General features: G+C 47.7%; 19 protein-coding genes and 1 riboswitch. Of the genes, 15 read left to right on the forward strand and 4 right to left on the reverse strand.

Features of this window, described 5'->3' with window-relative positions:
- Positions 1-73 precede the first annotated feature (73 nt).
- The 13 genes from NSS66_RS11445 to NSS66_RS11505 all read left to right on the forward strand — a co-directional run bounded on the left by NSS66_RS11445 (position 74) and on the right by NSS66_RS11505 (position 14,033).
- Entirely contained in the window at positions 74-1,393 is a 1,320-nt protein-coding gene (locus NSS66_RS11445; protein ID WP_068939071.1) for an ABC transporter substrate-binding protein, read from the forward strand.
- A gap of 66 nt (positions 1,394-1,459) precedes the next feature.
- A complete protein-coding gene (locus NSS66_RS11450) occupies positions 1,460-2,344 on the forward strand; it encodes a carbohydrate ABC transporter permease (RefSeq protein ID WP_053326360.1) in 885 nt (294 codons plus the stop codon).
- Positions 2,345-2,346: 2 nt separating this feature from the next.
- Positions 2,347-3,180 carry a carbohydrate ABC transporter permease gene (locus tag NSS66_RS11455; protein WP_028540810.1) on the forward strand — a complete coding sequence of 278 codons (834 nt, stop codon included), beginning with the start codon at positions 2,347-2,349 and terminating at the stop codon, positions 3,178-3,180.
- A 60-nt stretch (positions 3,181-3,240) separates the two neighbouring features.
- Positions 3,241-4,290 (forward strand): glycoside hydrolase family 130 protein, encoded by a 1,050-nt coding sequence (locus NSS66_RS11460; RefSeq protein WP_023990882.1) that lies wholly within the window; start codon positions 3,241-3,243, stop codon positions 4,288-4,290.
- 11 nt (positions 4,291-4,301) lie between these two features.
- Positions 4,302-5,261, forward strand: coding sequence for an acetylxylan esterase (locus tag NSS66_RS11465; protein ID WP_071558075.1), 960 nt, complete (start codon positions 4,302-4,304; stop codon positions 5,259-5,261).
- A 57-nt stretch (positions 5,262-5,318) separates the two neighbouring features.
- A riboswitch (purine riboswitch) is annotated at positions 5,319-5,418 on the forward strand.
- A 69-nt stretch (positions 5,419-5,487) separates the two neighbouring features.
- Positions 5,488-6,666: an MFS transporter gene (locus tag NSS66_RS11470; RefSeq protein WP_023990880.1), complete on the forward strand. Its 1,179-nt coding sequence runs from the start codon at positions 5,488-5,490 to the stop codon at positions 6,664-6,666.
- An 80-nt stretch (positions 6,667-6,746) separates the two neighbouring features.
- Positions 6,747-6,890, forward strand: a complete 144-nt coding sequence (locus tag NSS66_RS11475) for an RAxF-45 family protein (RefSeq protein WP_016822706.1) — start codon at positions 6,747-6,749, stop codon at positions 6,888-6,890.
- A gap of 103 nt (positions 6,891-6,993) precedes the next feature.
- Entirely contained in the window at positions 6,994-9,069 is a 2,076-nt protein-coding gene (gene abc-f / locus NSS66_RS11480) for a ribosomal protection-like ABC-F family protein (protein ID WP_340958962.1), read from the forward strand.
- A 344-nt stretch (positions 9,070-9,413) separates the two neighbouring features.
- Positions 9,414-10,142 (forward strand): ABC transporter ATP-binding protein, encoded by a 729-nt coding sequence (locus tag NSS66_RS11485; protein ID WP_023990878.1) that lies wholly within the window; start codon positions 9,414-9,416, stop codon positions 10,140-10,142.
- Positions 10,139-10,939, forward strand: coding sequence for an ABC transporter permease (locus tag NSS66_RS11490; RefSeq protein WP_340958963.1), 801 nt, complete (start codon positions 10,139-10,141; stop codon positions 10,937-10,939). Before NSS66_RS11485 ends, NSS66_RS11490 begins: the two co-directional genes overlap by 4 nt.
- A gap of 154 nt (positions 10,940-11,093) precedes the next feature.
- Positions 11,094-12,326, forward strand: a complete 1,233-nt coding sequence (locus NSS66_RS11495) for an ABC transporter substrate-binding protein (protein WP_264454414.1) — start codon at positions 11,094-11,096, stop codon at positions 12,324-12,326.
- 16 nt (positions 12,327-12,342) lie between these two features.
- Complete coding sequence (locus NSS66_RS11500; protein ID WP_339201117.1) at positions 12,343-13,209, forward strand: carbohydrate ABC transporter permease; 867 nt, start codon at positions 12,343-12,345, stop codon at positions 13,207-13,209.
- A complete protein-coding gene (locus NSS66_RS11505) occupies positions 13,209-14,033 on the forward strand; it encodes a carbohydrate ABC transporter permease (protein ID WP_023990874.1) in 825 nt (274 codons plus the stop codon). Before NSS66_RS11500 ends, NSS66_RS11505 begins: the two co-directional genes overlap by 1 nt.
- A gap of 108 nt (positions 14,034-14,141) precedes the next feature.
- On the opposite strand, the gene NSS66_RS11510 is transcribed toward NSS66_RS11505, so the two are convergent.
- From NSS66_RS11510 to NSS66_RS11520, 3 genes are all read right to left on the reverse strand, one after another.
- Positions 14,142-15,827, reverse strand: coding sequence for a DUF4179 domain-containing protein (locus NSS66_RS11510; protein WP_340958964.1), 1,686 nt, complete (start codon positions 15,825-15,827; stop codon positions 14,142-14,144).
- Positions 15,787-16,347 carry an RNA polymerase sigma factor gene (locus NSS66_RS11515; protein ID WP_340958965.1) on the reverse strand — a complete coding sequence of 187 codons (561 nt, stop codon included), beginning with the start codon at positions 16,345-16,347 and terminating at the stop codon, positions 15,787-15,789. Before NSS66_RS11515 ends, NSS66_RS11510 begins: the two co-directional genes overlap by 41 nt.
- A 284-nt stretch (positions 16,348-16,631) precedes the next feature.
- Complete coding sequence (locus NSS66_RS11520) at positions 16,632-17,639, reverse strand: acrylyl-CoA reductase family protein (protein ID WP_340958966.1); 1,008 nt, start codon at positions 17,637-17,639, stop codon at positions 16,632-16,634.
- 357 nt (positions 17,640-17,996) lie between these two features.
- On the opposite strand from NSS66_RS11520, the gene NSS66_RS11525 reads away from it, so the two are divergent.
- Positions 17,997-19,406 carry an MATE family efflux transporter gene (locus tag NSS66_RS11525; protein ID WP_023990870.1) on the forward strand — a complete coding sequence of 470 codons (1,410 nt, stop codon included), beginning with the start codon at positions 17,997-17,999 and terminating at the stop codon, positions 19,404-19,406.
- Positions 19,407-19,630: 224 nt separating this feature from the next.
- Positions 19,631-20,644, forward strand: coding sequence for a LacI family DNA-binding transcriptional regulator (locus tag NSS66_RS11530; RefSeq protein ID WP_023990869.1), 1,014 nt, complete (start codon positions 19,631-19,633; stop codon positions 20,642-20,644).
- Positions 20,645-20,824: 180 nt separating this feature from the next.
- Here NSS66_RS11530 and NSS66_RS11535 read toward each other — a convergent pair whose 3' ends face one another.
- Positions 20,825-21,781 carry a sugar kinase gene (locus tag NSS66_RS11535; protein WP_034095119.1) on the reverse strand — a complete coding sequence of 319 codons (957 nt, stop codon included), beginning with the start codon at positions 21,779-21,781 and terminating at the stop codon, positions 20,825-20,827.
- Positions 21,782-21,953: the final 172 nt, after the last annotated feature.

Below are 21,953 nucleotides of genomic sequence, written 5' to 3' on the forward strand. Positions count from 1 at the left end.
AGCGCTAACATAATAAAATGATTTTGTTACTTTAACGATAACCTTATTCGAAAACAACAGGAGGAGTCGTCTCATGAAGTTGTCCAAGGTTTTGATGTCATTACTATCCGTGGTTTTGTTAGCGGGGCTGTTTACTGGCTGTACCTCAAAGAAGGATGAGCCAGCTGCCAGCTCTGATCCGAAGGGTGTGGAAGGTGAAATTACGGTTATCACACAGCGGACTGATATTGTGGATACCGTATTTCAGGATTACGCCAAGGAATTTAACAAACTTTATCCGAACGTGAAGGTCAATTTTCAGGCATTGGCCGATTATGAGGGTCAAATTAAAATCCGTATGGGGACCAGGGATTATGGAGATGTTTTGCTGATTCCTGGCAGTATTCCAGTTGAAGAGCTGCCCAACTTTTTCGAGCCGCTGGGTACTTATGAGGAGATGAAAAACAAGTATACCGGCCTTGAAGAACGTACGGTGGATCATAACAGCTACGGTATTCCAATTGCGATGGTTTACTCTGGTGTGATTTATAACAAAAAGGTGTTCAAGGACGCAGGAATCACGCAGCTTCCCAAAACACCGGATCAATTCCTGACAGCGTTACAGCAGATTAAGGACAAAACCAAGGCAGTGCCGCTGTTTACGAACTATGCCTCTGGTTGGGCACTGACCCAGTGGGAGTCTAGTCTGGCAACATTGGCGGGTACGAAGGAATATGTGAATGTCACACAACCGAATACAGATGACAATTTCACGAAGGGCCAGCCCCACTATGAACTGTATAAGGTCCTGTACGATGCGGCTAAAAAAGGCCTGATTGAAAAAGATCCAACGACTACGGATTGGGAGACCTCCAAGGCGGATCTCGCTCAAGGCAAAATCGGTGCGATGGTACTTGGCTCTTGGGCGATTGACCAGATCAAAAGCACAGCTCCTAACAAGGAAGATATCGGTTTTATGCCTTTCCCGACGAATGCCTCGAAGGTACTTGTACCGCTAGCGGGTGATTTTAATCTCGGTATTAACGTAAACAGTGAAAATAAAGCGGCGGCCCGTGCTTGGGTGGACTGGTTTACCGAAAAGTCCAACTATGCTGTAGAGCAGGCAGGCAGTATTAGTCCGCTGAAGGGTGCCCCAATGCCTAGCATTTTGAAGCAATACGAAGATCAGGGAGTCGTTTTTGAAACGCTTACTCCGTCTCAAAAAGGACAGGAAGGAATTGTTGATAAAATAGACAAAATGGGCGAAATTGGTTTGTGGCAGCCTGATTTCAAGAAACGCATTATTGAGGCAGCGGTTGGTAACCGCCCGGAATCGTATGACGCCATTATGAAAGACCTGAACGATGCATGGGTGAAGGCGCGTGCTGAAGTGGCTGCAAAGGAAGCGAAATAGCCATCTGAACTGACGAAAAAAAGGATCGACGTAGCAGTCGATGGACGGATAGCCAGGAGGTGCAGCATGTTAAAATTTTCGAATCTCAGCTACTCCAAACAAAGATTGGCGATTATTGTTGCCTTTTCATTTATTCCGCTAGCGCTGCTGATCACTTTTGCGTACTTGCCGGTGATCAATATGTTTAAATACAGCTTTTCGGACTGGAACGGCTATAGTAAGCGTCTGGAATATGTGGGTTTTGAAAACTATATCAAAATCTTTACCGACCCCGAGTATTTCTCGGTGTTTAAGGTCAGTCTGTATTACTTTGTAGCCACGTTTGTACAGATGGGTCTGGCCCTTTATTTTGCAACCATTCTCAGCTTTCAGACCTGGTTTAAAAATTTCTTTAAAGGCGTTTTATTTTTTCCTTCCCTAATGAACGGGGTGGCCATTGGTTTTATTTTTCTATTCTTTTTTAAGCCAGACGGCACGCTCGATACCCTGCTTCAGGCAGTGGGGCTGGGTTCGTATGTCAAGCTGTGGCTGGGCAACCCGGAGATTATCAATATTTCGCTGGCTGGTACGTCGATCTGGAGATACATGGGCTTTAACTTTATTGTGTTTCTGGGTGCGATTTCTTCCATATCCAGTGATTTGTATGAAGCAGCCGATATCGATGGAGCCAACCGCTGGCATCAGTTCCGCTCAATTATTTTGCCGAGCATCAAGCGGATTTTGCAGTTGAATCTCATCTTGGCAATTAGCGGTGCGGTCAGTGCATTCGATATTCCGTATATTATGACCGGTGGCTCCAACGGTAGCGAAACATTCGTCATTCAAACGCTTGATGTGGCATTCAAATACAGCAAGGTCGGTTTGGCCTCGGCGATGGCGGTTGTTCTGCTGCTGATCGTAATCGCTGTTACGCTGCTTCAACGGTTGCTAATTCGGGGAGAGGAGGACTAATCATGTATAAGCTGAAAATAATACTGGCTAGCAGCATCAAGTATGCGGCGCTACTACTAGGTGCGTTCATTGCACTGCTGCCGATTGTCGTAATTTTGTTTGCATCTTTGAAGACGAAGACTGAATATGCGGCAACCAGTCCTCTGACTCCCCCCGTGAACTGGCTGAATTGGGCTAACTATACCAAAGCCTTTATTAACGGAAATATGCTGACCGGATTTGTGAACACAGCTTTTATCCTGTTGATTTCGATCATCGGAGCCACATTAACGGGTTCCATGATCGCGTATATTTTGAACCGTTTTAAATTTAAGGGCAAAAGTCTTATGCTCGGAGCGTTCCTGCTCGCGACCCTCATTCCGGGGGTAACGACTCAGGTATCGACATTTCAAATTATCAACAAGCTGGAGCTGTTTAACACGCCTTGGGCGGCAATCTTGCTGTATTTGGGAACGGATATTATTGCGGTGTATATTTTTCTGCAATTTCTGGATTCCATTGCGGTGGCGCTAGATGAATCGGCCATGCTGGATGGGGCCTCCTATCTGACGATCTACTGGCGCATTATCTTGCCCCTGCTGAAGCCTGCCATTGTGACGGTGATCATTATCAAAGGCGTTAATATTTACAACGACTTTTACACCCCGTTCCTGTATATGCCCAAAACAAGCCTTCAGGTTATATCGACGGCGCTGTTCAAGTTTAAAGGGCCATATGGCTCGCAATGGGAAGTTATTAGCGCGGGCATTATCATTGCCATTATTCCGACGCTGATTGCGTTTTTATCATTACAAAAATATATCTATAACGGATTCGCGCAGGGTTCAGTGAAATAGAATAACGGCGAAATAGAAAAATGATGAGATCAAGTATCTCGGTGAGAGGAGAATATACGTATGAGTAAATTGAATGTGGATTTGGATGTAGGTGACGTACGAATTGTGGGAGAAAGTCTGTCGAAAATGCCGTGGCAGGATAAGCCGGAAGGTAGCGAGGCTCCGGTGTGGAGGCATACTGAAAACCCAGTCATTGGACGCAATCCGGTGCCGGGTATTGCCCGTATTTTCAACAGTGCAGTAGCTCCGTATGAGGGACGGTTTGTAGGGGTATTCCGGGCTGAAACGATTAATGGACGTCCGCATTTGCATCTAGGCTGGAGTGACGACGGGTTGGCTTGGGACATTGAGACAGAACGTCTGCATTTGGTCGATGAGGAAGGAAGCGATTACCAGCCTAATTATGCTTACGATCCGCGTCTGGTCCGCGTGGAGGATACGTATTATATCATCTGGTGTACAGATTTTTACGGTGCAGCGTTGGGGATAGCACAAACAAAGGATTTTAAAAGCTTTGTACGATTGGAAAATCCGTTCCTGCCGTTTAATCGCAATGGTGTGCTGTTGCCCCGCAAGCTAAACGGAAACTTTATGTTGCTATCCCGTCCGAGCGACAGCGGACATACACCGTTTGGCGACATTTTTCTAAGTGAAAGTCCTGACTTGGTCTATTGGGGCAAGCACCGTCATGTCATGAGCAAGGGCGGACAGGGCTGGTGGCAATCGGTAAAGATTGGCGGCGGACCGGCCCCGATTGAGACGACCGAGGGTTGGCTGATGTTCTACCACGGGGTGACGGGCACGTGCAATGGGCTGGTATACAGTATGGGCGTAGCCGTTCTTGACCTGGATGATCCGTCTAAAGTTAAATATCGTTCCTCCAATTTCGTGCTGACCCCAGAGGAATGGTACGAAGAACGGGGCTTTGTGCCGAATGTGGTTTTCCCGTGTGCTACGCTGCATGATGCGGACACTGGGCGGATTGCGATTTATTATGGAGCCGCTGACACGTATGTAGGTATCGCATACACGACAGTAACTGACATTATGAAGTATGTTATCGCAACGGATGAAGTGGTCGCAGACGACCGCGAGTCGGGCCGGATGTAGGAGGAACTTGAATGCCAGAGGATATGTCTTTACAGCAATTGCAGTCATATATGGGGAGTAACCCGAAGCCGCTGGACTTTGACGCATACTGGGAACGGGCATTACAGGAGCTGGAGCGGCAGCCGCTTGATTATACACTGGAGCCTGCTGATTTTGTCTCTCCGATGGTGGAGTGTTACCATCTATATTTTACTGGAGTGGGCGGAGCGAAGGTTCATGGGAAGCTGGCTCGTCCTAAGCACCTTACGGAACAAGGTCCAGCGTTGGCCATGTTTCATGGATATTCCTGCGACAGTGGTGACTGGTTCGACAAGGTGAGCTATGCGGCACACGGATTCACCGTGCTGGCTATGGATTGCCGGGGGCAAGGAGGGCTATCAGAGGACAATTTGCAGGTTCAAGGAACGACGGTTCGCGGCCATATCATCCGGGGGATTGACGACCCGGACCCGGATCGGATGTATTACCGCAATGTATTTTTGGATACCGTGCAGACGGTACGCATTCTGATGTCTATGGAGCAGGTCGACCCTGAACGGATCGGCGCATTTGGCTGCTCCCAGGGAGGGGCCTTAACGGTTGCCTGCGCTGCATTGGAGCCACGTGTCCGTATGGCAGTTCCGGTATATCCGTTCCTGTCGGACTATAAAAGAGCTTGGGCGCTGGATGCTACTACATCTGCATATGAAGAACTGGTTTATTATTTTCGTTGGTTTGATCCGAATCATATGCGCGAGGAGGAGCTCTTTCACCGACTAGGCTACATCGATATTCAACATTTGGCAGATCGTATTCGTGGTCGTGTGTTGTTTGTGACAGGGCTGTCGGACACCATCTGTCCACCCTCCACGCAGTTTGCGGTGTACAATAAAATCGTATCAGACAAGGAAATACTCCTGTATCACGAGTACGGTCATGAGTATCTACCCTATCTGTCGGATCGTGCCATGAGCGAATTTTTGCGGCTGTAGGGGGTTGAACTTAGCCACAGGCTCCTTTATAGTAATAGCTATAACCTTCGTGAATGCGTAATAAATGAATGCCCCATTTGTATAACCTCAATAATATGGTTTGAGGGTCTCTACCAGGAACCGATAAATCCTGATTACAAAAAGTGTACGTCTTGTACATTTCTTGTGGTCAGGATTTTTTTGCGTAATACGAGGGAATTTACATGACAGCAAAGGAGCTAATGTAATGAACTTCAAAGTAGTTATTTTAACGATTGCGACCTTTACGGTGGGGCTGGTGGAGCTGATTATCGGTGGCGTGCTACCCCAAATTGCACAGGATTTGAATGTCTCCGTAAGCACGGCAGGACAGCTTATCATGATCTATGCGCTCGTGTATGCTATTGCTGGGCCAACTTTATTGGCGTTGACCGCCAAAATTGAACGAAAACGACTGTACCTGTGGTCGATGTTTATCTTTATTTTGGGAAGTCTACTGGCCTTCTGGAGTCCGAATTATGCGGTCTTATTTGTATCCCGTATCGTTACCGCTGCAAGCGGGTCGCTGATCGTGACATTGTCACTGACCATTGCAGTCAAAGTGGTGTCCAAGGCTTATCAGGCCCGTGTCCTTGGTGTCATCTCCATGGGGGTTAGCTCCTCCATCGTTCTAGGTATTCCAGCCGGGGTGCTGATTGGAAATGCGTTTGGCTGGCGGGTGCTTTTCCTGATCATTGCCTTGTTGACGGTCGTTGCTATGATCGTTATCAACTTGTTTATGGAGCGGATTCCGACGGAACATGTTGTGCCTATGCGCGATCAGCTGAAATCCTTAAAAAATGTTAAAGTCATCAGTGCTCATCTGGTGACCACGCTGACACTGGCGGGCCATTACACGTTATATGCGTATTTCACTCCATTTTTAGAAAATATGATGGGTTTAAACGCTTCGTGGATTAGTGTGGCCTATTTTGTCTTTGGGCTGGCGGCAGTGAGCGGCGGATTTATTGGCGGCTCTTTGGCAGATCGGTTCGGCACAGCGAAAAGTATTCTAGTCGTCGTAGGCGTGTTTATCGCCGTGATGTTCTTGCTGCCATTCTCAATCCACTCGATTTATGTATTTGCGCCACTACTGATCATCTGGGGCATACTGAGTTGGGCCTTGTCGCCCCCGATGCAAAGTTATCTTATTGAAAATGCACCCGAATCGGGTAGTATTCAGCAAAGCTTTAATTTCTCCGCACTCCAGGTCGGGATCGCTTTAGGTTCTGCCTTGGGAGGAGTAGTGATTGAAAATAGTGAATCTGTTGCCACGAACGCTTGGGTGGGTGGGGCATTTGTGATTGTTGCTTTTGTCTGCGGCGTATTTTCGATTACCAGAGCGGGGACATCGCAGGCTGTCAGAGGGCACCATTCTGTTTCATAATTCGCTGAACCATCGCCCTCTTTTATAATGCGAGCAAACATGTTATACTACACACAATTATGAAGAAGGAGGTGAGGTAGGTGAATCACGAGATGCTGAACAACCGTATTAGCCAGCTGCCGATTGCTATGGCTGGCATTGTTCATGCTTTTCCATACAACGGGAGAAGTCTGTCCAATTTTAATCATACGGTTGTAAACATCGCGAGAAGACGCCTACCTTAACTCGAACGGATTGCTGTATCTTCCGAAGAGTCGCGGGGTTGCTCCTGCGGCTCTTTTTGTGTTACCCAGGTAAGGGTCTTCCTAAATAAAGGAGAGCCTGAACATGTATATAGTAAACGGTCAACAATTGAAAAAATACCACGCTGCCAATCTGATTTTGGATGGTGCATCGTTTGATATCCATACAGGAGAAAAGGTGGGACTCATCGGCCGCAACGGAAGCGGTAAAACCACCCTATTACGCCTAATCGCACGTTTGTCCCGCCCGGATGAAGGGCAGCTCGTCATCGCCAAGGATACGAAAATCGGTTATTTACCGCAAATTCCGGCGGAGTTTGAGAGTTTTACTGTGTACGAAACGCTGGCTTACGCCTATCGTGAGCTGAAGGATTGCCGCAATCAGATGAGCACACTGGAACGGGAAATGTCAGATCCGGTTGTGGCAGCAGACGTAGGCCTTCTGGAGAAGCTGCTGCAATCGTATGCTGCCTTGCAGGAACGGTTTGAGTGCAACGGTGGCTACGAAATGGATGCAAACATTGACCAGGTAGCGGATGGTCTGCGTATTCCCAAAGGAATGTATACGCGCAGTTTCGGGTCGCTGTCGGGTGGAGAGAAAACAAAAATAGCGCTGGCATCACAGCTCATTGGACGACCGGATTTGCTGCTGCTGGATGAGCCGACCAACCATCTGGATTTGAAGGGGCTGGAATGGCTGGAGCAATTTTTGCAGGGCTACACAGGTGCGTGTGTGGTTGTATCTCATGATCGTTATTTTCTGGATCGGGTCGCCGTTAAAATGATTGAGCTTGAGGATGGCGAGGCGTTTACGTATTATACGAACTACAGCGGCTATGTTAAGGAAAAGGAAGAACGATTGCTACTGCAATTTGAAGATTATAAGGAACAGCAAAAGCGGATTAAAAAGATGAAAGAGGCCATTCGGCGTTTTGAAGAGTGGGGGCGCAATGGCGACAACGAAAAGTTTTTCAAAAAAGCAGCCTCCATTCGTAAGGCGTTGGAGCGTATGGAGCTGGTGAAGCGGCCTGTATTGGACCCGCAGGGGGCGGAATTTCACTTAAAGCTGGAGGATCGTTCCGGTCGCCGGGTGCTACAGTTTGAAGAAATCGTTAAAGCCTATGGAGAGCGTCAGATATTAAACGGGGCAACGGGCAGCCTGGAATTCGGTGAAAAGGTGGCCTTGCTGGGCGATAACGGTTCAGGCAAAACGACGCTGCTCAAGCTGCTGCTTGGTCAGGAAAGCGCGGATGCAGGCTCGGTCCAGTGGGGTGCGCGCGTGGAGTATGGATATTTGGCGCAGCAAGAGAGAGAGCGGAATAGCCGAGCGACTGTGCTTGCTTACTTCAAGGAGGAAGCAGGGGTGGAAGAAGGCGAGGCGCGCGGGTTGCTAGCGAAGTATTTGTTTTACGGTGCCGATGTGTTTAAGCCCGTGAGCATGCTGTCAGGTGGCGAATGGTCCCGCTTGCGGCTGGCGTTGCTGGTCATGAAAAAGCCAAATTTGTTGGTGCTGGATGAGCCGACGAACCATCTGGACATTGACTCACGCGAGGCGCTGGAGGAAGCGTTAGACACCTACACGGGAACGGTACTGGCGATTTCACATGACCGCTATTTTGTGAATAAGCTGGCAGGACGCGTGTGGGAGCTGGAGGCTGGAAAGCTGACCTTTTATCTGGGCAGCTTTGATGAGTACCGAGCGAAGAAGCGGGAGCTGGAAAACGCTCGTCTACAGAGCGGGGGGGATACCGGGACACGCCCGACATCCGCAAGCAGATCCGCATCCGGTGGCGGCTCAGGCTCGGGCACAGCTGCACATTCCAGTGCAGCGAGCAATGGCACGGGGCCGGCTGCGCATACGGGAGCGACTGCGGGAGCCGATGCGAGCCGTGCACGCTCAAATCGCTTGGGCTCGCCCGCTGCCGGGTCTGGGGCCCGCGAAGCGAAGGCCGCGAAGCCATCACGCACGCCCGCTGCATCCAGCGAGCGGTTGGAGCGGGCCATCGCCGCCAAAGAAGCAGAATTGGCGGCGGCGGATGCCGAGCTGGAGCTGCTCGGCGCGAGCGACGACACGATGCACATGGCGGAGCTGTGGGACGCGCGTGAGCGACTGCAAGCCGAGCTGGACACGTTGCTCGGCGAGTGGGTTGAGCTGGAGTAAGTGATAGGCTGGTAGTTACTGGCTAGAAAACAGTTTATTTTATATAGAGGGTAGCCCTGAGGTAGAACGTTTACTGAAGGGCTACCTTTTTTGCAGTGTAAAGACAAAGATATCATCACAAAAATTAATGACTATTAATTAAGATAAATGGTATTGATATATTATTGTTATTATATTTTACATATAAAGAAAGTTGTTTGCATTTCGCAACATATGATACTTTTTAAATTGAATAAATAATATGATTCATTGTTAAATGAAGTTTGGGTTATCCATCATGATCTTACATATCAAATGCACGCGTTGGAACTATGTTGTGATTTGTTATGGATGGAGGGAATAGTATGTCGGACTCCTTACTGGAGGTCAGTCAGGTAACGAAAAAAATGGGAAAAAGGCACTTGTTAGACCGTGTTTCTTTTAAGCTTCAGAAAGGGAAGATATATGGATTCATCGGACCTAATGGAGCTGGTAAAACTACAATGATGCGAATCATGACCGGATTAATGCAGCCAACCAGCGGTTCTGTAAAGATAGCCTCATATGATGTACAGACGGATCGGGAAAAGGCGCTGTCCAAGGTGGGGGCTATTATTGAATCTCCGGTTTTTTTTGATTATATGACAGGCAGGCAGGTTTTGCGCAATTTGTCACGGTTACACTTTGAGATTGCGTCCTCAGATCGGGAGACACATATTGAAGAGTTGCTTACAAAGGTGAGGCTGGAAACACGGGGAGATGACAAGGTGAAAACCTATTCGCTGGGAATGAAGCAAAGGCTAGGTATTGCGCAGTCCATGCTGGGGACTCCTGAGCTTTTATTGCTGGATGAACCGTCCAATGGGCTGGATCCTATGGGAATGCAGGAGCTGAAAGATATTGTGCTTCAGCTACGTGATTCAGCGAATTATGCCTTTTTTATCTCCAGTCATTTGTTGGATGAACTGCAACAGATGTGTGATGAACTCGTTGTTATCAAAGAGGGCAGGCTAGTTTGGCAGGGACCTACTGATCAATTAGTAGAGGACGGCCAACGGCTAGAGGATGCTTTTATGGGATTGATGGGACTATGAAATCATTAATATACAGCGAGTTCGAGCGATTGTGGAGACGGAAGTGGTTCTGGCTCATGGTATTATGTACACCGATTCTAGCCTGTTCGACAGGAGTATATTTTTTGCGCACGATGAAGGTTCCTGTAGAGGTATTATCCTTAAACTTTGTCGTTACTGGTCTGCGTGAGAATTTGTTTTTAGTATGCAACATAGCTGTGGCTGCTTTAGCTGCTGCTGTATACACAGAGGAATTTCGAAGCGGGCAACTGCGGTTGTTATTTATGCGCCGATTTACCCGCGGGCAGATTTTCTGGAGTAAACTGCTGGTTTTAAATGCTACTATTTTGTTTCTTCTCATTGTATTTGCCGTATCCTCGCAGGTGATCGTTGAAGTATGGACTCTTTCCTATGATGTAAGTGATGCGGGGTTGTCCGGATCTCAAGGACTGCGGATGCTTAAATACTATGGTTGGGCGCTTGCCTCATTATTTGCAATAAGCTCCTTCTATTGTTTTATCGCTATGTATAGCAAAAGTGTGACGTATGCCATCGGTGTTTGTATGGTTTACAATCTGGGCTCTTTGTTGTTTGATTCATTGTATTTAAAATTGGCCTCTTTTGTTTCTCATATCCCATACCTATACAATGTGATCGCATTTATGATTATTCCATATATGCAGCATACAGGATTAGATAGATCCTTAATCGGGAATTCGTCTGTGAATGGGGCGATTATCACCGTGGTTAGTCTATATCTTATCTTTTTTACTTGGGGCGCATACCGCCGTTTTGTGACTGATGATTATCTGTATTAGGGGCATCCGTAGCCTGAACATCATAAAAGTAAAAGAAAGATCCAATCGACCGCTTGAGGGTCAGTTGGATCTTTTATCGTTTCTTTTCCATAAGGGACGGGTATTAATTGTCTAGTCCCGCATAGATTGACATAGGGGAAAAGGAGGTATGAGCATGTGGAGTTGGGTCAAAAAGCTGTCTACACTGGCGGCGATCCTTTTGTTGGCTGTTTTTGTAAGCGCATGCAACAAGGGCGATGCTTCGGGTAAGGTGAAAATTGAGTTTTTTCAAAACAAGCCGGAGGCCAAGGGTTCATTCGATAAGCTAATCTCTCAATTCAATCAGGAACATCCCGGTATTGAAGTGACACAGGTCAACCCGCCAGAGGCAGAGACCGTGTTATTGACCCGGGTTGTCAAAAACGATGTACCTGACATTGTGGGGCTTGGGGCCACAGATACCTACTCCATTTTGGCACAAAGCGGTATTTTTACGGATCTGGCGAATACAGAATTGCCACGTACGATTGACCCGATTTACCTCAAAATGCTTAAGGATGTGACCGGGGCCGATCCCGTGTATGGAATTCCTTATGCTGCGAATGCGAATGGTGTGATGTATAACAAAACGCTTTTTAAGGAAATGGGATTACAGGTGCCTAAAACGTGGGATGAGCTGATTGCAACGGCGCAAAAGATCAAGGCTGCTGGGAAAATCCCGTTCTATTTTACATATAAAGATGATTGGCAAACGAACCTCCCCTTTAATGCCCTGGGCCCGAATCTGGTGGGCATTGATTTTTTCCTGCAACGGCGTGAAAATCAGGTCACCTTTCAGGACAAGTACCGCGAGGTTGCTGAAAAGCAGCTGGAGCTATTGAAATACGGACATGGTGATAATTTTGGCAAAAACTATGCCGACGGTAATCGTGCCTTCGCTAACGGGCAGGGATTGATGTACATTCAGGGCTCGTGGGCCATATCTGAAATTCGCAAAGCCAACCCGAAAGTGGAGCTTGGTTTTTTCCCATTACCGACAGGGAATGACGAAAAGGCGGTCAAACTGGTGTCCGGTATAGATACGCTCTTGGCCGTATCGGAGAGCACTCCGCATAAAAAGGAAGCCGAGGAGTTCATTGCCTTCTTGTTGAAGCCGGAGAACAGCAAGCAATACATTACAGAGCAAACGCTGTTTTCGGCGGTGAAGGGAGTTACGCAGGATGATCCGAGTGTGGCGGAGCTGTTGCCTTATTTTAAATCGGGCCGCGTCATTGATTTTGCCGATCACTATATTCCCAAAGCGGTCCAATTGAATTCTATTGTGCAGGCCTTCCTGCAAAACAGAGACATCGACGCTTATCTGGCCAAGCTAGACAGTGAGTGGAATAAGGTAGCTAACCGCCGATAGGAGAGGAGGAGGAGACATGAATAAGCGACTAACGACTTTTTACTGGATGACGGTGCCGGCGGTGCTATTGTTTTTTGTATTTTTGACCTTGCCTGCCTTGCAGGGCTTTTATTATTCGCTCACGAACTGGAACGGCTTTGGTCATCAGTATCACTTTGTCGGGTTTAAGAACTATATTAATTTGTTTCAGGATGACAATATGGGGAACGCATACTGGTTTACTTTCAAATTTGCGATTGTGGTTACCATTGCGACTAATATCCTTAGTTTGCTGATTGCGCTAGGGCTGAATGCTAAAATACGGTTTCGTAACTTTTTCCGCGGTATTTATTTTCTGCCTAATATTTTGAGCGTGCTAATCGTGGGTTACATATTCAATTACTTGTTCTCGAACGTGTTTACGATTTGGGGGCAAAATTTAGGGATTACCTCATTGTCGACGAACATTTTGGGCAGCGAACAACTGGCTTGGGTGGGGGTTGTCATCGTAGCTGTATGGCAGGGGATTGCCTTTAATACGATTCTCTATCTAGCCGGGCTGCAAACCATTCCGACAAGTCTGTATGAGGCGTCCAACCTGGACGGTGCGGGTAAATGGCGCGAATTCTGGAGCATTACCTTTCCGTTAATTGCTCCATTTTTTACGATCAATATGGTATTGGCGATGAAAAATTCCCTGATGGTGTTCGATCAGATCGTGGCTTTGACGAATGGCGGGCCGGGTCGGGCCACCCAGTCGATTTCCCACCTGATATACACCGGAGGCTTTAGAGGCGGAGAATTTGCTTATCAGTCGGCTAACTCTGTTATTTACTTTATTGTGATCGCGATCATTTCCATCTTACAGCTGCGATTCCTCCAGAGAAGGGAGATGGATAACTGATGAAAACGAGCAGACGTACGAACTGGCCTGTGCTGCTTCTGGTAGCGTTGGGGACAATATTTATTCTGTTTCCCCTCTATATGACGGTGACGATAGCCCTTAAAAATCCCGAGCAGATGGCGCATTCCGCCTTTGCCTTTCCGACCGAGCTGCATTGGGAAAATTTTAGTCGTGCAGTAGAAATGACCAACTTCTTCAGCGCTTTTCAGAACAGTGTGATGGTCACGACATCGACGGTCATATTGACTTTGCTAACCAATTCGATGGTCGCTTATGCGATTGCCCGTAATATGCAGCGACGCTTTTTTAAGGGATTATATTTTTACTTTGTGAGCGCCATGTTTATACCGTTCCCGATCATCATGCTGCCGATTGTAAAACTGGCCTCGGGCCTTCATATGACTAATCTGTTGGGTCTTATTATGCTGCATACGGTGTATGGTTTGGCGTTTAATGTCTTCGTGTATGTCGGTTATATTCGCTCCATTCCGGTGGCATTGGAAGAGGCAGCCACGGTAGATGGTGCGACGACATGGGGTACTTTTTGGCGCATTATATTCCCGCTGATGGCGCCGATTAGTGCTACGGTGGGAATTCTCACTTGTCTGTCCACATATAACGACTTCCTGCTGCCGCTCATTATTATCAGCGATGCAGAGCAGTATACACTGCCGCTCGTTCAGTATGTGTTTCAGGGGCAGTTCAATACCGACTTTAATCTGGCTTTTGCTTCGTACCTGATGGCCTTGCTGCCGATGATTATTGTCTATCTGATTGCACAAAAATGGATTATCAATGGCGTTACGCAAGGTTCTGTGAAGTAGGGCGGGAGTCAATCGTCTCAGGCAGACTGTGCCTTACTAGGAAAATAAAAAGGGGTTCCCTATACCACGGTTCACACAGGTATAGAGGACCCTCTTTTTATAACATTGCTATTTAGATGCTTTGCTGTTGCTTGTCAGAGGCCGCAAGGGTATGGTTGTCTCTGCTTCTGGGTCGTCCGTTGTATAATAGAACATATAGATAGAAGCTTCCTTCCCTTTGAAGTTCTTGTAGACATCCACTGCCTTGTTATTGCCGTCTCCGGCGAAATTGGCTGTGATTGGCTTGCCGATAATCCGTTCTTTACCCAGGCCAATATGCGTCTGGTTGATCCCTCCAAAGTGAGCATCCTCGCTTTCGGTTTCTACGAATAAGTCCGATCCCTGTTTGTAGTAGGTCCACTTCACAGGATAGCCACCGATTTGCGTCGTTAGCGTCTGCTTTTGCTCAGAAATATCAGTTAAACGCTGTGGCGTTTTGTCATCCGAATGGGTCGTAACCTTGTATTTGCCTGTAAAAGTAACAGGAGTGTCCTTGGTAATCACAAGACTGGACGGTCGTTCAAAACGGATCGTGTTCAGATCGTGTTCCTGATCAGGTGAAGACCAACGACTACCCTCCAGCGTTGTGCCGTTCACAGAAAGAAAGTATTTTTGATAAGGTAACATGGCGAATTTCTTTTCGCTTCTGATCGTGACACGGATTTGTGTAGGTGTGACAATCATTTGTTCTAGCGTAAAATTCGGATTGCCGTTCTCCAATGGGGTATTCAGCACGCTTTTAATCGTTCCGCTTTCCATTTTCTTCTTGCTTAGCTGCAGATCAAGGTTTATGGGTTCATTTATACTTTTCTCAGTTTGCGCATATTGCAGTTTGAAAGTAGTCTGTCCTTCCGGTATATCTGCTTTAGTAAAATACTGCTGGGCTGTGTATTCCCCATTCTCTCCGGGTGTACCAAAAGCTCCTCCAGGCTGAGGCCGCACAGGTTCTCCACCTTTGTAGGCAATGATTTGTGGATTGTCCCATTCCTTCGGCTTGGACGAATCGAAGGTAATTGCCGAGGACAGCATTAGCTTATCCTTCCCTTGTTCGAATACCTGTACCTTCAAATCTTGTAAGCCGTTACGATCCAGCTTGAACGTCTGCATCTGAGGCGATTTGATATCGAGCGGCAATTCCAGTTCCTGAACGCTGGTGAGCTCAATATGATCTACGGTCAGTCGCACGTTCTCTGTTTCTTGCTGCGGTGTCCAATCGCTTTCAAAGTAGCCGTTATAACGTTGGTTTTTCTCGTCCCATTGTTGAAAGCTATACTCGCCCGCACTGCTTTTCCCCGCAGCACTTTTAAGTGATACGCCTTTGACATTCCAAAACTCGTTGTCTGCGCGTTTTCCGACCTCCAAGCTGTACAGAATCACGGTCCGGTTCTCATCGACAATAGCGGTATGCAGCGTCAGCTTCACTCCGTCTCTGGTTACGGATTGCTCCAGCGGCTGTCCAAGGTCTTGATTTAGTGCCGTCTGTATGCCGCTTCTTCCGTGCAGCAGATCGCCCCAATTATAATGGATGGCGGCATAGACGGGAACGGCAACGAGAAGTGCACTCAGAGAGGCGGCGATAGCTATTTTGCGCCAATTTCTGTGTCGGTGCGGAGGGAATGAATCGGAAGTGTCGGTTAGCGTAGGGGCAGTATGCCCTGTCTGTTCCATCCGGTTCCACATCTCATCGAAGTCAGGATAGGCCATTTCCGAATCATCATTTAACTTGCGCTTCAATGCCTTTTCTATGTTGTTCATAGTTCTCTCCTTCCATCTCGGGAATTTGTACACCTGCATCCCGCAGTATTTTCTCCATTAACTTTAGCCCTTTGTGATTCCTCGATTTGACGGTTCCCAGCGGAATTTCCAGCAGTTTTGATATTTCCGCCAGCGTGAAATCATGCATATAGCGGAGTGTCAGCACAGCGCGGATTTTGGCTGGAAGACGATTCATATAAACGGCCCATTCTTCTGCCGATTCGCGTTCTTCCACCAGCCTGTCTACAGGCTTACCTTCCGCCCCGCTAAATAGATAGGGATTAGCCGATACCTTCAAATGCAGGCTTTTCTGGCGTTTAAGGAAATTCAGACAATGATTGACCGTAATTTTCATAATCCAGGCTTTTAGTTGTTCGATCTGTTCACGATTGCTGCGAAACAGGATGATAAACACTTCCTGTGTTAAATCCTCTGCATCCGATGCATTATGTACCATGTAGTAGCAGGTTCGGTATACATCTCGTTGATACAAATCAAACAACTCTCGATTACTCTCCAATGAATGTGCTCTCCTTTCTCGTGCAGTTTATCTATATAACAACTGAGGTCCTCAAAAGGTTCATTTGGTTGCGAAAAGTAAACCGTCTGCTTCAAATGTACCATGATGTATCTATGTTGTTTGCTCATCTATGGATAAGGAAGTAGCAATAAACGAAAAGAAGCCTGTAAATCTCAAAAAATGCAGATTTACAGGCTTCTTACATTTTCCGAAGCTAGAGCTTACGGAATGAACATTCCTTCACGCGAAACCGCGTCAACGGATTAGCTTGCGGACCTACTCGCTTAGTCAACCAGTCGTACTAGCGTTCTTCCTTGCGAGCGGGCTGCAAGGATGTCTTCGAGCGCGCTTGGCAGGTCAGCCAATCCGACTTCGCGCTCAACGAGCTGCTCCAGCCGCTCCGGCTTCCATTCGCTGCCGAGTCGCTTCCAGATCGCTACGCGGGTGTCGTATGGGCAGAAGACAGAGTCTATGCCCAGCAGACTTACGCCCCGCAAAATAAACGGCAGCACCGTCGTAGGCAGCTTGGTGCCTGCCGTCAGGCCGCTCACGGCTACAGAGCCGTTGTAGGCGATTTGGCTGAGCAGCGAAGCGAGCGGCTTTCCGCCTACAGGATCAACAGCCGCTTGCCAAAGCTGCTTGCTCAGCGGGCGGATGCTCTCCGCACCGTCGTAGACCTCCTCGCGGGAAATGACCTCGGCTGCTCCGAGCGCCTTGAGGTAATCGTGAGCATCAGCCTTGCCACTGCTGGCTACGACATGATAGCCTCTCTTGTTCAGCAGGGCAATGGCTGCCCCGCCTACGCCGCCCGTCGCTCCGGTGACGAGTACCTTGCCCTGCTCCGGAGTAACGCCGTTTTGCTCCAGCCGATATAACGACAGGGCTGCGGTGAATCCAGCTGTCCCGAAAATCATCGCCTCTCTCGGCGTGAGTCCGTCTGGAAGTGGAACCACCCAGTCCGCAGGCACACGTGCATATTGGCTGAATCCCCCGAATTGAGACACACCCAGCCCGTATCCGGTAACGAGCACCGCTTGTCCTTCGCTAAAGCGGCTATCCTCCGAAGAGACGACGGTTCCCGAGCAATCTATGCCTGGTACGAACGGATAGGCTTTGACAATATTGCCATCCTTGTGGGCAGCAAGCCCATCTTTATAATTGATGCTGGAATAAGCGACACGAATCAATACTTCTCCAGCAGGTAAACTGCTAGCTTCCAGAGAACGTACCTCTGCTTGAACTTCACCGTCCTGCGTCTGATCGACGACAAGAGCTTGAAATGATTGAGTCATCTGTAAAAGCCTCCTTTATTACCTTTTAACCCTATGAATGTCCTATATATTCCATCTTTAATTCACAAATTATGCTTAGGAAGCATACAACAATCTTCACAACCTGTCAGCGGCAATGCTCACAGGCTCGTATTCTATTATACTCTTTAGCTCATAATTACGTCGAAAAGACCAGATTCCTGGTATATTCTTGCAATATTCTGTTTCAATAAAGTTCGATAATCAATTATAAAGAGGGTGATAAATGAATTCTTACGCATTTTGCAAATCATTTTACGTAAACGGGATGTATTTTCAGAATGACTGTGCTAACATACCTTTTGATCGTTAAATAAATCTATGAAGAAAGGTGAATGAATGACAACCAGAGCACTAAAAAAAGGTTCGGTATTGTCCGAAGCTAAGGAACTGAATTTGTTCCGTTTAACATGGCCTATTTTCCTTGAATTGTTTCTGTTTATGCTAATGGGGAGCGTCGACACGTTCATGATCAGTTCTGTATCTGATAATGCAGTGTCGGGTGTGGGCGCGTCCAATCAAATTATTTCAATTGCCATCCTTGTACTGGAGGTTATCGGCAACGGCGCTGCTATCGTCGTAGCTCAATATATCGGTTCTAAGAAACTAGTCGAAGCGGCCCAGGTTACAGGTACGGCCATTACGTTGAATTTGATGGTAGGTCTTTTACTTAGCGTAATTTTTCTTGTATTTGGTACGCACATGTTGCAATGGCTGAATGTCCAGGGTGAGATTCTGGCTTACGCGGAGTCGTATATGAGCATCGTCGGGGGTGCCATTTTTCTTCAAGCATTGATTAATGCGCTGGCCGCGACCATTCGTACACATGGTTTTACCAAAGAAACGATGTATGTATCGGTTTTTATGAACGTGATCCACGTGGTCGGCAACTATGTTTTGATTTTTGGGCATTGGGGAATGCCTGCACTTGGAGTAGAGGGTGCTGCTATTTCTACAGTAGGTAGCCGCTTTATTTGTCTCTTGATCTTCTTCTGGCTGATGTACCGGGTCACTGAGGTTCGTGTCGAGTGGAAATATTACGTCCAACTGTCCAAAAAGTTCATCTCTAAAATATTGCGCATTGGTGTACCATCCGCGCTGGAGTCCATTATGTATCAGTCGTGTCAGCTCATTTTCACACTGTACGTGACTTATCTGGGCGCAGAAGCAATGGCGACACGTCAATATGCGAATAATATTTCAAGCTATATTTACTTGTTCAGTATGGCAGTCGGTATGGGTACGGCTATTGTGGTAGGAAGGCTCGTGGGAGCCAGACAGAAGGATACTGCCTATAAACGTGTACTGACCAGTGTGAAATGGGCGTTGCTCGTGACCGTGATTATTGATGCGGTGGTCATCTTTTTCCGTGTTCCCTTGCTTGGTTTGTTCACGGAAAACCCTGAAATTATTCGTTTGGGAGCACAGGTCATTTTACTTAGCATTCTGCTAGAAACTGGTCGGACAACGAATATCGTCATTATTAACTCGTTGCGTGCTGCTGGAGATGCGAAGTTCCCGGTCTTTATGGGTCTGATCTCCATGGTCTGCATGAGCTTGCCGCTTGGTTATCTGCTTGTGTTCAAGCTGGACATGGGGCTCGCCGGCGTGTGGCTGGCGATTGCTGCTGATGAATGGACTCGTGCTGTCATCATGTATGCCCGCTGGAAAAGCCGGTTATGGGAAAAACATGCGTTGGTCGAGCACGATACACCAGATCAGTCTGCAACGCCCGTTCCGGCACACTGATCCGAGCAGTATTTATGGTTACGTGGAGGCAGTTCAAGAGAACATCTTGAACTGCCTCTTTTTGCTGCTGGAGAACCATACTTCTACACGGTGGCACGATAGGCAACTTTGAAGTTCGACTTATATCATAATGGCATTCATAAATAGAAGTATGGTAAATTTACTAAAAAAAAGATATACTTTTGTTGCACTAACGCAGTACATGAAAGACAAGGAGTGTACCGATGAAGAAGCCGACGATTGAAGATGTTGCCCAGAAGGCAGGAGTGTCTAAAAGCACTGTCTCGCAATTTCTGAACAAACGATATAAATATATGAGCGACCAGACCAGAGACCGCATTGCCGAGGTTATTCAAGAGCTGAACTATCAGCCTAACGGGCTGGCCCGCAGCTTGAAGCAAAACCGGACGTTTATGGTCGGGGTCATTGTAGCCAACATTGACTATACCCTTTCGATCCAGTCCATCCGTGCGATTGAGGAGGAATTGCAGCGTTTTGGCATTCAGGTGATCATTTGCAACGCCGATGAAAACCCGGACAAGGAGGGCCAATATATTGAGATGCTCAAGGCTCGGCAGGTGGACGGCCTGATCATCTTCCCGACAGGCAAGCATGCAGATATTTACAACCAGCTCATTCGTGAAAAGTATCCGTTAGTGTTTTTGGACCGTTTGGTAGACGGGGTGAATACGCGCAGCCTGCTGCTGGATAACGAAATGGCGATTAAGCTGGCGATTCAGGAACTTGTGGCTCACAAACATGAGCGAATTGCGCTGATTACTTTGCCGCTTGGCTTGAATCGGATTACTCCACGGGTGGAGCGGCTCAGCGGATACAAAAAGGCGCTGGAGGAGCATGGCTTGCCATTTCGAGAAGAGTATATGCGCAGTGTGCCGAGAGAAGAAATCCAGCAGACACTGAAGGAGTTGTTCCAGCTGCCAGAGCCACCGACTGCGCTGTTGGCCGGGAATGATATTGTGCTAGCAGAAGCGCTGAAATATGTGAATGCCCGCCGTATACGCATTCCGGTGGAGTTGTCTATTATCGGGATTGACGATGCGGAGTTTGCCCATATTTACAATCCGCCGATTACGACTATTACGCAACCGATTGCGGATATGGGGAAGCAAGCGGCAAAGACGCTGCTGTCCAGCATTGAGGAGGGCGGCGAATCGGTTCCGATTATCTACCGATTTGTACCGGATATTAATCGGGGAGAATCCGTCAAAACGCTGTAGACGAGCAATGTGTCATATATTATAAAAATAGCCCGTATTCCTTTGTACGATCTGAGTATGCGTATGCTGCTCAGATCGTACAAACGCGAATACGGGCTATTAAAAGTTAAGGCCGACTTCTTTCGGCCTTGTTGAGCTTGCGCTAATAGCGGTGAAGGCTATGCGGGGAATGAAACCGGATTAATTCGTGCTGGCGCTGAGCAAAAAGGATTCCAGCTCGGCTCGTGTCGGATAGCCGTCCATATCTCCAGCTGACATGACAGCCAGTGCGCCAAGGGCATTACCGCGTTTGACGGCCTCTGCCAGGGGCAAGCCCTCCAGTAGCGCACTGATAACGCCTGCGGCAAATCCGTCACCCGCGCCTACGGTATCAACGACATGCTCTACACGGAAGCGTTTGACGTATCCCTCAGCATCTGCGGATTTGTAATATGCACCTTCGGTTCCCAGCTTGATGATGACCAGCGAGGTACCTCGGTCAAGATAGAAGGAAGCGATATCCTCCGGTGAGGTGTAGCCTGTCAATATTTTACCTTCATGAATGCCGGGTAGAAGCCAGTCGCACCCCTCAGATGCTTCGTTAATCGCCTCCACCATCGTTTGCGTGTCAGGCCATAACTTGGGTCTGAGGTTCGGATCAAAGGATACGGTTTTGCCAGCCTTTTTCATAAATTGCCGCGCATGTCGTGCGAAATCACGGCACTCAGGGGAGAGGGCGACAGAAATACCTGTAAAATGCAGATGGCGAGCTCCGGAAAAGTAAGCCTCGTTAAAATCAGCGATGCTTAGTGTGGAGGCGGCGGAATGTTTGCGAAAGTATTCCACCTCTGGGTCCCCACTTGTAACTTTGGATTTAATCAGCATGCCAGTAGAGTGGTCTTTGGTAAACATGACGTTCTGGGTGTCGATCCCTTCTTGACGTAGCGCACTAGCAATGAACTTGCCGAACGTATCCTCGCCGAGTTTGGTCACGAGTCCCGCCCGTAGACCCAAACGCGCCAAACCGGCTGAAACATTCGTCTCTGCCCCGGCCAACGCTTTGGTGAATGAACGCACCTCATCCAGAGAGCCTGCTTCATTGGCATAAAACATGGCCATCGGTTCTCCGAAGGTAACAGCATCCAATGTTGCGGTCATTTGTATTCCTCCTTATGTTTAGTAAACTTAATCTGTAAGCGCATGCACCAACTGAATAAATTGAAATTATCACATAAATCGGTTTTTCACAATGATGAAGTTGATATATTTGCTAAAAACTTTTTGGGTAATATAGATAAAAAAATTCGATTCTGTTTATCAAAAGGTGAAA

Origin of the sequence: Paenibacillus sp. FSL R10-2748 (assembly GCF_038005565.1) — a bacterium.
Lineage (GTDB): Bacteria > Bacillota > Bacilli > Paenibacillales > Paenibacillaceae > Paenibacillus > Paenibacillus polymyxa_B.

Coding starts and splice junctions, on each gene's coding strand:
- NSS66_RS11490 (WP_340958963.1), top strand. CDS start 10,139: ATGAAATCATTAATATACAGCGAGTTCGAGCGATTGTGGAGACGGAAG.
- NSS66_RS11450 (WP_053326360.1), top strand. CDS start 1,460: ATGTTAAAATTTTCGAATCTCAGCTACTCCAAACAAAGATTGGCGATT.
- NSS66_RS11530 (WP_023990869.1), top strand. CDS start 19,631: ATGAAGAAGCCGACGATTGAAGATGTTGCCCAGAAGGCAGGAGTGTCT.
- abc-f (WP_340958962.1), top strand. CDS start 6,994: ATGTATATAGTAAACGGTCAACAATTGAAAAAATACCACGCTGCCAAT.
- NSS66_RS11445 (WP_068939071.1), top strand. CDS start 74: ATGAAGTTGTCCAAGGTTTTGATGTCATTACTATCCGTGGTTTTGTTA.
- NSS66_RS11495 (WP_264454414.1), top strand. CDS start 11,094: ATGTGGAGTTGGGTCAAAAAGCTGTCTACACTGGCGGCGATCCTTTTG.
- NSS66_RS11525 (WP_023990870.1), top strand. CDS start 17,997: ATGACAACCAGAGCACTAAAAAAAGGTTCGGTATTGTCCGAAGCTAAG.
- NSS66_RS11500 (WP_339201117.1), top strand. CDS start 12,343: ATGAATAAGCGACTAACGACTTTTTACTGGATGACGGTGCCGGCGGTG.
- NSS66_RS11470 (WP_023990880.1), top strand. CDS start 5,488: ATGAACTTCAAAGTAGTTATTTTAACGATTGCGACCTTTACGGTGGGG.
- NSS66_RS11460 (WP_023990882.1), top strand. CDS start 3,241: ATGAGTAAATTGAATGTGGATTTGGATGTAGGTGACGTACGAATTGTG.
- NSS66_RS11535 (WP_034095119.1), bottom strand. CDS start 21,781: ATGACCGCAACATTGGATGCTGTTACCTTCGGAGAACCGATGGCCATG.
- NSS66_RS11485 (WP_023990878.1), top strand. CDS start 9,414: ATGTCGGACTCCTTACTGGAGGTCAGTCAGGTAACGAAAAAAATGGGA.
- NSS66_RS11455 (WP_028540810.1), top strand. CDS start 2,347: ATGTATAAGCTGAAAATAATACTGGCTAGCAGCATCAAGTATGCGGCG.
- NSS66_RS11520 (WP_340958966.1), bottom strand. CDS start 17,639: ATGACTCAATCATTTCAAGCTCTTGTCGTCGATCAGACGCAGGACGGT.
- NSS66_RS11510 (WP_340958964.1), bottom strand. CDS start 15,827: ATGAACAACATAGAAAAGGCATTGAAGCGCAAGTTAAATGATGATTCG.
- NSS66_RS11465 (WP_071558075.1), top strand. CDS start 4,302: ATGCCAGAGGATATGTCTTTACAGCAATTGCAGTCATATATGGGGAGT.
- NSS66_RS11505 (WP_023990874.1), top strand. CDS start 13,209: ATGAAAACGAGCAGACGTACGAACTGGCCTGTGCTGCTTCTGGTAGCG.